This is a genomic window from Peijinzhouia sedimentorum, from assembly GCF_049340005.1.
Taxonomy (GTDB): Bacteria; Bacteroidota; Bacteroidia; order Cytophagales; family Cyclobacteriaceae; genus CAXBDP01.
In genome coordinates, this window is the sequence record NZ_JBMPIY010000001.1 from 440,234 (window position 1) to 451,771 (window position 11,538).

An 11,538-nucleotide genomic window follows, 5' to 3' on the forward strand; every position below is an offset into this window, starting at 1 on the left:
TGATTAGGCTTTGGAAATTGAAGGAAATTTAAGTCTGTTTTGGGTGGTGATTTTAGTGATTTTTGGGTGGGTATTTTTAACTAACGGAATACAGCAAACGTTGATGAAGGAAAAGGGGGATGACAGTTGACGGTTGACAGTTGAAAAAAATGAATTTTATAGAAGGTGAATTTTGTTAGAAATAAATGATGTTTATCGCAAAGCCCTTCAAGGGTTTGAAACCCTTGAAGGGCTGGCTGTTTCCGCGATGGGCTGTGGCCATGGTTGACATGGGCTATGGATATTTCGCTCCTTTGGAACTAGAAATTATGGTTTTTTAGGAAACCCATCTATTTCAGTTTTTTCAAGTTCGCATTATTTACCAATGAGGTCATTTGGGTGATAGCAATTTGATTGAGTTGTCTCAGACGTTCTGATTGAGGTAACCCTTGACGAATCAGTACGGCATTGATACTTTCAAGATTGGAGAGCACCACCAGCTGTTCGAGTGTGGCCTCATCTCGCATATTCCCGTACTTTCCTGCAGGTGAATCTTTGGCAGAAGGGTTTTCAGCCCGCCAGTCTGCTGCTGTTTTTCCAAATAGTGCCATATTTAGCAAGTCGGCTTCTGATGCATAGACTAGAGAAGTTTGTTTTCCAGTTAGTTTTTCGGGGATCAATCGTTCCTTAATGGCATCAGTATGTATAGTGTAATTGACTTTGGCAAGGGTGCGCTGCAAGTTCCAGTCAAGTTGGTATCGGTTGTTTTCTTCTTCTTTGAGTCGTTGGAATTCATTAATGAGGTAGAATTTGAATTTGGCACTTATCCAAGTGGCAAATTCAAAGGCTATATCACGGTGGGCAAAGGTTCCTCCATACCTACCTGATTTTGAAATAATACCAATAGCATTGGTGGTTTCAATCCATTTTTGTGGGGTAAGTGTGAAGCTATTAGCGCCTGATTCATTTTTAAACGCATCGAATTCGATGCGTTTAAAATCCGGATTGTATAATTGTTCCCAAAGACCACAAAATTCAATGGCACTTCTGGTTCGCATCCAGTTTTGGATAATGTAATTAGTTCGATCAGCATCTCGATACCTTGCCATATCTGTTAGAGAAATAAAGTCAACTGACTTATTAGTATAAAGACTTATTTCTCTACCAATTACTTCTATCTTTTTACTTTTTGCCATTATCTATCTCTAATTATACCAAATTCGGTGTGAATAAACACAATTCAAAAACCAGGTAATCAAATCGAAATTATCTAATTGGAATTTTTCATTTGTCTTGACGTTTTGCTCTTTCTGTCTTTTTAGTGTCGGTTAATGTTTTGGGCAAAACCAAATGCACCATTAGTACTGCGGGTTTTTAGCTTGTTGCCCTTTTCGTTTATAATTGAACTCAATTTCGTCTATTCTTCCAATTGGAGAAAAATACGAAACAATTTCCTCCCTTTCTCATTTACCATAGGCTGTATTATCACCTTTTTTTCTTTGTTTGATAATAAACATAAAGCATCTGAACTAGATTTCCAATTTGTCAATAGGCTATTGATTTGAACGAAAAAAATTATAGTCTATCATTTAATCATAAAAATCATAGTTCAGACAATTTGCGCTATGAACCGATTGTGCGGGAGGTTGATTTGCGCTTTTCCATTATCCAACGGTTGAAACCGTGGGATATGGAGATGTTGCTATGGAGATGTTGCTAAAGAAGAATATGAGTGATGGACTTTAAGATTAGCTCCATGGGAGCGATATATTAATAGCCAAATTTGTGCGAAATACCCATAGCTCCAGCGGAGCGAAATATTAATAACCTTGAGAAGAGATTAGAGATGTGTTATTTTTGATTAAAGGAGAATAGAGAATAAATAAATTATGAAAATCATAGTTCAGACAATTTGCGAGATGAACCGATTGTGCGGGAGGTTGATTTGTGCTTTTCCATTATCCAACGGTTGAAACCGTGGGCTATGGATATTTCGCTTTGCTGAAAAATTCCATGAAATCCAGCAATCTGTTTAATCCCTGCCTGGGTAGGCAGGCATGATTCAGACGACTTTTCGGGAGGTCCACCCACCTACGGTCGGTAAATATGATTTGTGCTTTTCCATTACCCCGCGGTTGAAACCATGGGCTATGGATATTTCGCTCCGCTGGAGCTAGAAAGCATGCTGCCTGCCAATGGTCAGCAGGAAAATATATACGGTTTGAATTAAAATAGAATTGCTATGAATAATTAGCATAAAATAAAAAAGCAGCCTTAGGAGCTGCTTTTTTATTAGGAAAAATATTGAATTGCTTAATATTTAATCTTTTGAATTAATTTACCGGAATGGATAATGTTACTTTATCCCAAGCAAATTTAATGGCACCATCTTCAACAGCGTACATCAATCGTTCTTGTACAGTGTCAGACCACTGTGGTGTTACATTAACTCTTAGCACATCGTTGGTTTCTGCATAATCATATGCTCCCCAGCCATCCCAAACTGAGTTAAGAATGAATGTCCAATCACCTGATTCGGCAGGTATTAAGAACACACCATATTTTCCAGCAGCTACAGTTTGACCATTAATAGTAACATCAGTGCTAAATTCCACATTTGTAGAGGCATTGGCACCCGCTCTCCATACTTCACCATAAGGCTCAAGGTCGCCAAAAATTGTACGGCCTTTTACTGCTGGCGAACCGTAGTCAATGGTAACTGTAGCATCACCAATTTGTCCTGAAACTTGGCGTCTAGGACTTGGAAGGCTCTCATTGTCTTCTTCAGTGATTGTTTCTTCTACTATCTCTTCCTCTATTATCTCTTCTTCTACTATTTCAGTTTCATTGGATGAATCTCCACCGCATGAAATCAAGAATATAGAAAATGCAAAAATCGATGCAAAAGCAAAAACTGATAATTTACTGATTTTCATAAGTTTAGTTTAGTTGGTTTATCTTACAAAAATACAAAATATATCCATTCACCTAATTATTCGTGTTAATAATATATGAAAAATGTCAGTTTCCTTTCAGACTTCTATCATTTGATTACGACCTGTAAAAATGTTAAATTTGATAAAATCAAAAATTAGCTATTTATAAAACCAAATAATACAATGAACAAAATAAAGAAAATTCTTGTCCCTACTGATTTATCAGATAATGCTGAGAATGCAATGATGTATGCATTTGATCTTGCCAAAAAATCTGGTGCTAGAGTAGCCGTATTCTATAGTTTCGACAGATACCATACCCAAGAAGGCAATTCCACTGAGGTGTATGATTTGGCCAAAGAATCCGCCGACAATGCCCTTGAACAACATGTGGCTGATGCATTAGCAAAAGGAAGTTATAGTAGCGTTTCGTATAATCTACACACACTTCCAGAGAGCTTCATGGAAGGCATGAAAGAAATTATTGACATTTCGGATGCAGACTTAATCGTGATGGGTACCAAAGGAGCATCAGGTCTAAAAGAAGTATGGGTAGGTAGCAACACAGTAAGTGTAATTGAAAAGGTAAAGCTTCCTATTATGGTAGTTCCTGTAGAAGCTACTTTCAAGGAAATTTCAAAGATCCTTTTTATGACTGATCTAAAACCAATTAAGGATGATTCCGCATTAGATGTATTATCTGAAATCGCTCGTCTTTCCAACGCAAAAGTTAGAATCGCAAATGTGAAAGATGAAGGAGAGCATTCGAATTGGGAAGAAAGACTAGAAAGAAGTAGAATTGGTCATGTAATAGGCGATGATGTGAGACATAGTTTCCATAAAATTGAAAATAAAAATGTCTTAGAAGGCATTAGCAAATATGTTGAGAATAAAGGCGATATAGATATGATTGCTCTTGTTACACGCAAAAAGAATCTTTTTGATAGACTATTTAGAACAGAACATGCAAAAGAAATGGCCTTTAGAAGTCTATTGCCATTATTGATTTTGCACGATAACGATTAAACGGACATTTGGCCTTCCAAGTGATCAGCAATTTTACCATTTAGACATCGATACTGTTTCATTGCATCTGCTGTCAAACAACTATGTACTGGTAATATGCCAAGCAAATCACCTGGTTGAAGAGTATCAATAAGTGAATTATCCATCTCAATGATTCCGTGCTCTTGAGAAACTGATTTCACAAAAGCACCAGAGATTGGGCTCGACCAGCCATTTTCATGAATTTGAACAACAAGGCCAAAAGATTTTTGGCCTTGTTCGTTTATCAGAAAATCTTTGGATAGATGTACCGCTCCTCCATGCACTATTACCTCATTTCTGTTTTTATTAAATGACACAACTGGAGTTGCTAAACAAACTACAATATCCCCTACTCCACAACTACCTATTTGCGTTTGGACATAATCATAGAACACATAATTTCCCGGACCAATAGAATCAACTCCATCGAAATTTTCCATTAAGCTGCAGTTTGGCGTATCACCAAGCCTACATTCTGTCGTATCATTTCCATACTTCGATTTCATCCATTTCAACGTTTCCAAAGCCGCATTATGAATCACAGTTTTTTCTTGAATCGTTGGCACATGATAGCTATCGCCAGGATGAATATAAAAACCGCGAAGTTTCATCATTGCCGCTGATTCTATTGATTGCAATATTTGCTCAATCTTCACGGTTTGCTCAGATCCCAATCCACTCCGATGATATGTGGCATCTACCTCTATAAAAATACTTGCTGGCGCTTGAAGCTTATGAGCCAATACTTTAGCAGAATACTCCTCAGTTACCAATAAAGTTAAATTGGTCTTGTTGGCTAATTCATTTATCAAATCAATTTCCCTGATATTCACTGGAAATGAAACTGTGATGTCATTATAGCCTCCCGCATCTGCAAAATATTTAGCCATTTTAAGGGATGAAACGGCAATCCCATCTATTCCTGATTCTAAGAACCATTTACCAACCTCCCGCGATTGATGAGTTTTGAAATGCGGGAAAAGCTTCAAGTTTTTACTAAAGGCTTTTTCACGCATTCTTTCAATATTCCTTTTGCAAATATTTTCATCGAGGAGCAATTGTGGCGAGGTGATTTTAGAAATATCTAAGGACATCTGTTTTGCTATTAAATTGTCTTAAATTGAACCTTTATTCAGCCAAATATAACATAAACCAATATGAAGAAAATAATTTATTTGATAGTTGCTTTGGCATTGCTCCAATCCTGCAATTCGACTGAAACTATCGAAAATGCTGCTCTATTTAGCGAAGAAGAATATGCAAATAATTTAGCTAAATTAGCCTCAGATGAGTTTTTAGGTAGATTACCACTGACTGAAGGCGAAGAAAAAACTGTTGGTTTTTTGGTGGAGAAATTCAAAGAAATGGGATTAGAACCCGGAAATGGTGACAGCTTTATCCAAGATGTGCCATTGGCGCTAATCACGGGAAATCCTGCTAGAACTATGACGGTAAAAGGAGTGGGAGGTGAAATAACCCTCGAAGCCAGCGTCGATTATAGTGCATTTACAGACCGGTTCGAACCATTTACAGAGTTGACAGATTCTGAAATTGTATATGCCGGCTTTGGTATTGTGGCGCCAGAATATGGATGGAATGATTATGAAGGATTGGACGTGAAAGGCAAAACCGTCCTCGTACTTGTAAATGACCCTGGCTTCGGCACGGAAGACGAATCATTCTTCAAAGGCAACACCATGACCTATTACGGTCGCTGGACTTACAAATATGAAGAGGCTGCGCGTCAGGGTGCTGCAGGTTTATTGATTATCCATAACACAGCTCCAGCAGGCTATGGCTGGAATGTGGTAAATAACAATGGGATTGGTCCAAGGCTCGTAATCGATACACGTGACAGTGATGATTACAGGCCTGCCCTCAAAGGTTGGATCACAAACAACGCTGCCAGAAACCTTTTTGGCTTGGCTGGCAGAAAAAACTACGATATAATAGGTGAAGCTCGTAATCCAGAATTTCAAGGTATTAGTCTTGGGCTCACAGTATCAATGAGTATCGAAAATGAATTTAAATTTGATAAATCGAAAAATGTAATTGCCAAAATTACAGGAAGCACTTCGCCGAATGAATACATTCTCTACTCCTCACATTGGGATCATTTGGGGGTAGGTGCGCCGGTAAACGGTGATTCTATTTATAATGGTGCTGCTGACAATGCTACTGGAACAGCGGCGTTGCTTTCATTTGCTAAAGCATTCAAAAATTCGGGTACTCAACCTGAGCGAACCATAATTTTCCTAGCCGTAACTGCTGAAGAGCAAGGTTTACTTGGCTCCGAATGGTATGCCCAAAACCCAATTTACCCACTTGAGCACACAGTAGCCAACCTCAATATCGATATGATGACGCCAAATGGCCCAACCAAAGATCTGATAGTAATTGGTTACGGACAATCCGAATTGGACGATTACGTGGAAAGCACCGCTGGCCAACAAGATCGCTATGTAGTTCCAGATCGCGATCCAGAAAAAGGCTATTTCTTCAGGTCAGATCACTTTAGCTTTGCCAAAGTGGGTGTACCAGCCATGTTCCTCGGCTCTGGTTGGGATCATGTAGAAAATGGTGTTGACTATGGAAAATCAAAAGCAGATGAGTTTACAACCAAAAACTACCACCAGCCAAGCGATGAATTTGACAGAGAAAAATGGGATTTGAGAGGTTCGATGTTAGACATGGAACTGTATTATCAAATTGGAAATGGATTAGCCAACTCGAATGAATGGCCGGAATGGAAAGAAGGTTCCGAATTTAAAGCTCTCCGAAAAAGGCAACAGAAATAAAATCACTATATAATCAGAAATAAAAATGGCTTTACTAATCAAATGAGTAAAGCCATTTTTAATTTTATATACTATGTATCAGTATATTATATATTTATTTGAGATTTTTAATGACCTTGTGTAACATTAATATCCGATAAGAGTCTCCCACACAGAATGAGTCCTGAATCCTTTACGCAGAAAGTAATTCCAATAAGTGCAAAGCTACAACGCTTCGCTAAAAGCCTGCTCAAGGATGAGGATGATGCTAGCGATACTGTCCAAGATGTGCTTCTCAAACTTTGGGATCGGCGACACTTGATGGCGGGAATTGAGAACGTAGAAGCTTGGTGCATGAAGATGATTCGAAATCGTGCTTTGGACAAAATCAGATATCAGTCTTATCGTAGATCCAATCAGATAGAGACTGCATTCGAGATTGCATCAGCACTGCCAAATCCGCACAAAAGTGTAGAACTAAAGCAAGGACTTGAGCAAATGCATCTGGCAATGGATGAGTTGCCCGAGCGACAAAAAGCGGTGATTCACCTAAGAGAAATTGAAGGATATACTTACAACGAAATTGCGGTGATCGTAGGTACAGACTTGAATACCATTAAGGTGGAATTACATAGGGCAAGAAAAAAAGTAAGAGATAAAATGAAGAGCATATATGGAAATGACTTCTGAAAAATTAAAGCAATTAATCGATAAATACTTTGATGCGGAGAGCACATTGGAGGAAGAAGAGGAACTTAAACGTTACTTTTCCAAGTCCAATATCATTCCAGAATTCGAAAAGTACCGAGCAGTATTTGGCTTTTGGCAATCTCAAATTGAGGAGGAAAAATCAATTACAGAGAATGAATTATTGAACGCCATCCAGCCGAAAAAACATTGGCGATTTGAAATTTGGTCTGCAGCCGCTGTAATACTTGTATTAATTACAGCTCTATGGCTTTGGATTCCTCAGAAGCCAGCCACTGAGTCTCCTGATGATTTATATGCCGACACCTATGAAGACCCGGAAATTGCTCTAGAGGAAGCTAAAAAGCTTCTTACAATGGTCTCAAACAAAATGAATAGAGGTACGGAGGCTTTTCAAGAATTAGAAAAATTTAATGAAACTCAACAAAAATTAATAAAATAATGAAGCTCAAAATAATCTCAATATGTCTGCTGCTAACTGGCTTGGTAATCACCAACACCTATGCCCAGCAACAAGACGACGCCATTGTGCGCTTCTATGAGAAATACATGAACGACGAACGCTTCTCCACGGTGTACTTTAGCGGGAGGATGTTCAGGATGTTTTCAGGAGTGAATTCAGAAGACGAGGAAAGCAAAAGTCTTAACGAAGCAGCTTCAAAAATCAATGGATTACGAATGCTCTCAGCAGATAGTGTAGATGGAGTGAAGTTCTATCAGGAAGCTATTTCCAATCTCAATAGAAATGGCTTTGAGGAATTGATGGTAGTGCGAGAAGGAAATGAGCAGTTTCAATTTATGATACGAGAAGAAGGCTCCATTATCAAAGAACTACTTATGATTTCTGGAGAGGAAAAGAGCTTTATGCTAATGAGCATTATTGGAGATATTGATCTCAAATCTATATCCAAAATGACTGAAAAAATGGATATCAAAGGACTAGACAAACTAAACGAAAACAAAAATTAAATCAACATGAAAACTTTCAAAGTACTTTTAGCAGCAATCATCATCTCCATTCCATGTTTGAGTTTTGGCCAATCAGACGAAATCAAAAAGCTTTACGAAAAGTATGGCACTAACGAAGATGTTGTTTATCTCAATTTCAATTCCAATATGCTTGGCATGATCAACAAAGATGATAATCCGGAAGCAAAGGAGTTATTCAGCAATATCAATACTTTTAGCCTTTTAACTTTGCCAATGGGTAATCTTAAAAGTGGAGATTTGAAAGACATCAAAGCAATGTTTGATGACAAGAAATTAGAAACTGTAATGAGCATGCGCGATGGAAAGGACAATGTGAGATTGGTAATAAGCGAAGCAAATGATGTTGTTAATAGATTTATGCTGCTTGTTGAAAATGATGAAGAATTTGTAATCCTTAATTTCTCAGGACAAATACCAAGAACTGTTTGGGACAATGCTCAAGGCAAAGTCGATTTTACTGGAATGAGTAAAGGCCAAAAATAGAGCAAATCATCCAGTTAAGATATTGAAATCCCTTTTCAAGCTAATTATTGGAAAGGGATTTTTATTTCCAGATGATCTTATCGAAGTTGTCTAAAAACCATTGTGGACTTTCAACCTCCCGCTTTTCGAAACCCAAATAGGAGCCCAAGATTCCCAAAATTTCTTCTTTTCGAAACCCTTCCTTTCTCATTTGAAATAAAGAATAAGCTCCAGCGGACTTGGAAAGCTTCAACTCACCTTCTCCTCTCAATAATTCGTGATGAAAAAAGCGGCAGGATAAATGAAAGTTATAATATAACATTTCTGATAAATACATTTGTGCAGCTGTAGATTCTACCAAATCCTTTCCGCGAACGATGTAGTTTACACCAAAAATCTCATCATCCACCAAAGATGCAATCTGATATGCTGGTAAGCTGTCCTTTCTACGAACTACAAAGTCGGGCATTACATCAAACAATTGCACCTCTATTTCTTTAGTCAGAATGTCATCTTTTATTGTGATATAGAGATCCATTGGCAACCGAATTCGTAAAGCTACATTTGGTCTATTGAGCGTAATTCCCTTTTCTCTACAATAGCGTGGATACAAACCATAACTATTCTCTGCAGAAATTACTTTGCGAGAACAAGTACACGCATATAAATTTCCTTGAGCCTTAAGCCTGTCTATGACTTCTTGGTATGTATGTTTTCTTAGATGCTGAGAGTATTCATTCTTGAGCTCGTAGAGATTCCGAGGGCCAATATCATAATCAATGCCCAAAAATGACAAGCTATCAAATATATCATTGAGGTATTCGTCCTTTGCTCGTAGCGCATCATGGTCATCAATTCGTAGCATTAGCTTACCTGAATGTCGGCGGACGATAAGCCAGGTTTGTAAAAAAGATAGCAAATTACCTAGATGTAGATAACCACTGGGTGTAGGTGCAATTCGAGAAATCAGCATTCTACAAGATAATATCTCGAAACTAATATTCGATAATACTATCTAAAATTTCCTTGAATTATAAGTTTTGATCTGTGAATATTCTCTTGGGAATTAACCTGAACAATATAAAGCCCAGGCTCAAGATTCAATTGCTCTAAAGCAAATTTATCATTGAAGCCATTTTCATATCGGATCTCTTGATTATGCCGCATTTTGCCAGCGGCATCTATTACAGTTACAAAAACAGTGGAATGCCAGCCTGTACCAGCAAACATCAAATTCAAATTATTCCCATTGTTTGGGTTTGGGTATAATTTTAAAGAAGTCTCAGCTACTTCCTTCCTGAGAACTCTCTTAGTTTCATAAACTTTGAAGTCACCATTGAAATCCACTTGACGCAAACGATAATATGCAATTGGGAGTAGGTTATGATCTTCATAATTGTATTTCAGGGTTCCAACATAATTACCATATCCATCAACTTGGTCAATCACTTCGAAATTAATTCCATTCACAGACTTCTCTATCGCAAAGTAATCGTTTTCTACTTCCTTTGCAGTTGCCCAAGAAAGTAAATTGAAATTCTTATCTGCTGATGCATCGAAATAAATTAATTCTACAGGCTGTGTTGCAAATGGAATAATTATGATTGGATCCGTCTCATCATTAGGATCGTCATTTACATAAGTAGGACTACTTGATTCAATATCAGTTTCAAGCCAATAAGTACCTCCATCTCCAACTGCTTCAGTCGTGAAAATTACATCAAACTCCCTATCCGTAGCGCTATTTTCCACCACCATTGTACTGGTACTCGGATCATAGCTTACAACTTCATTTTCAAGCGCATAGTCAATTCTTGCGTTTGGATCAGTTCTCTCTGAAAATCTCTTTACGATTTGAAAATCATTAACTTGAAAGCCTACTGGAATTTCAAAATGATAAATAACCGTGTTTACTTCACGTAAGCCATCTATACCATCAAATTTGATTTTGTATTCAAAAGTGGCTACTTCACCTTGTAGGTACTCCATCTTGTCAGGAATAATATTAGACCTTACTTCAATGGCTGATATTGCTTGATCTGGTGTATATGTTTCAAGTGGGAGATTTGGGCTATGTATTGCAGTTAGTGTAGCATTAATATTCTTCTTGTTCCCTCCATAAGAAATACGAATCCCTATGCGATAAAAACCACGCGTTAGTACTGAGAAATCAAATTCAGGAATCTCTTCTTGCGAGGCATCATGCATTTCATAATTCATGCTTTTCATAATAGTACCATCAAGTGCTTCAGCAAATATCTCAACATTCAATGTTCCATTACCTGCTGCATTATTTAGTCTGGCGCCATTAAACGTAAAATAGTCATCCACACCCAAATAAAAATAGGGAGTACGAATAGTGGATACATAATCAGCTAAATTATTCGTAACGATACCATCAAATGCAGTATTGAAATTTTCATGAACAAATCCTTCCTCAACTAATTGATTAAGAGATTTTCCAGCAAAATCATATTCCCAACCTTGGCCTACTGATTGATAGCTTCCTAATGCCAGCATAACGATTAGCACTAGACTCCAATCAGTAATCTTAAAAAAATTATATTTGATTACTTTTTTTAGTTTCATTGTAGTTGTGCATACATCTATAGGAATATACGAAAAATGAGCCTAAATGG

Annotated in this window: 11 protein-coding genes; 6 read left to right on the forward strand and 5 right to left on the reverse strand. The window is 37.6% G+C overall.

Annotated features, from left to right (window positions below):
* Positions 1–329: 329 nt before the first annotated feature.
* Both ACOXY8_RS02005 and ACOXY8_RS02010 read right to left on the reverse strand, forming a co-directional pair.
* On the reverse strand, positions 330–1,175 hold the full coding sequence (locus tag ACOXY8_RS02005) for a KilA-N domain-containing protein (protein ID WP_458329889.1): 846 nt from the start codon (positions 1,173–1,175) through the stop codon (positions 330–332).
* Positions 1,176–2,312: 1,137 nt separating this feature from the next.
* Positions 2,313–2,915 carry a DUF2911 domain-containing protein gene (locus tag ACOXY8_RS02010; protein ID WP_458329890.1) on the reverse strand — a complete coding sequence of 201 codons (603 nt, stop codon included), beginning with the start codon at positions 2,913–2,915 and terminating at the stop codon, positions 2,313–2,315.
* Positions 2,916–3,098: 183 nt separating this feature from the next.
* Between ACOXY8_RS02010 and ACOXY8_RS02015 the strand changes: the two genes are divergently transcribed.
* Positions 3,099–3,941, forward strand: coding sequence for a universal stress protein (locus ACOXY8_RS02015; RefSeq protein ID WP_458329891.1), 843 nt, complete (start codon positions 3,099–3,101; stop codon positions 3,939–3,941).
* Here ACOXY8_RS02015 and ACOXY8_RS02020 read toward each other — a convergent pair.
* Positions 3,938–5,056 (reverse strand): alanine racemase, encoded by a 1,119-nt coding sequence (locus ACOXY8_RS02020; RefSeq protein WP_458329892.1) that lies wholly within the window; start codon positions 5,054–5,056, stop codon positions 3,938–3,940. The genes ACOXY8_RS02015 and ACOXY8_RS02020 overlap by 4 nt on opposite strands.
* 63 nt (positions 5,057–5,119) lie before the next feature.
* Here ACOXY8_RS02020 and ACOXY8_RS02025 point away from each other — a divergent pair, with 63 nt between their 5' ends.
* The 5 genes from ACOXY8_RS02025 to ACOXY8_RS02045 all read left to right on the forward strand — a co-directional run bounded on the left by ACOXY8_RS02025 (position 5,120) and on the right by ACOXY8_RS02045 (position 8,920).
* On the forward strand, positions 5,120–6,760 hold the full coding sequence (locus ACOXY8_RS02025; RefSeq protein WP_458329893.1) for a M28 family metallopeptidase: 1,641 nt from the start codon (positions 5,120–5,122) through the stop codon (positions 6,758–6,760).
* Positions 6,761–6,916: 156 nt separating this feature from the next.
* On the forward strand, positions 6,917–7,429 hold the full coding sequence (locus tag ACOXY8_RS02030) for an RNA polymerase sigma factor (RefSeq protein ID WP_458329894.1): 513 nt from the start codon (positions 6,917–6,919) through the stop codon (positions 7,427–7,429).
* Positions 7,413–7,889 (forward strand): hypothetical protein, encoded by a 477-nt coding sequence (locus tag ACOXY8_RS02035; RefSeq protein WP_458329895.1) that lies wholly within the window; start codon positions 7,413–7,415, stop codon positions 7,887–7,889. The genes ACOXY8_RS02030 and ACOXY8_RS02035 overlap by 17 nt, the downstream gene beginning before the upstream one ends.
* Complete coding sequence (locus ACOXY8_RS02040; RefSeq protein WP_458329896.1) at positions 7,889–8,416, forward strand: DUF4252 domain-containing protein; 528 nt, start codon at positions 7,889–7,891, stop codon at positions 8,414–8,416. Before ACOXY8_RS02035 ends, ACOXY8_RS02040 begins: the two co-directional genes overlap by 1 nt.
* Positions 8,417–8,422: 6 nt before the next feature.
* Positions 8,423–8,920 carry a DUF4252 domain-containing protein gene (locus ACOXY8_RS02045; RefSeq protein WP_458329897.1) on the forward strand — a complete coding sequence of 166 codons (498 nt, stop codon included), beginning with the start codon at positions 8,423–8,425 and terminating at the stop codon, positions 8,918–8,920.
* Positions 8,921–8,981: 61 nt separating this feature from the next.
* Here the strand turns inward: ACOXY8_RS02045 and ACOXY8_RS02050 are convergent, their stop codons facing one another.
* Together ACOXY8_RS02050 and ACOXY8_RS02055 are read right to left on the reverse strand one after the other, a co-directional pair.
* On the reverse strand, positions 8,982–9,872 hold the full coding sequence (locus ACOXY8_RS02050; protein ID WP_458329898.1) for a glutamate--tRNA ligase family protein: 891 nt from the start codon (positions 9,870–9,872) through the stop codon (positions 8,982–8,984).
* Between the two features lie 38 nt (positions 9,873–9,910).
* A complete protein-coding gene (locus ACOXY8_RS02055; protein ID WP_458329899.1) occupies positions 9,911–11,488 on the reverse strand; it encodes a T9SS type A sorting domain-containing protein in 1,578 nt (525 codons plus the stop codon).
* Positions 11,489–11,538 lie beyond the last annotated feature (50 nt).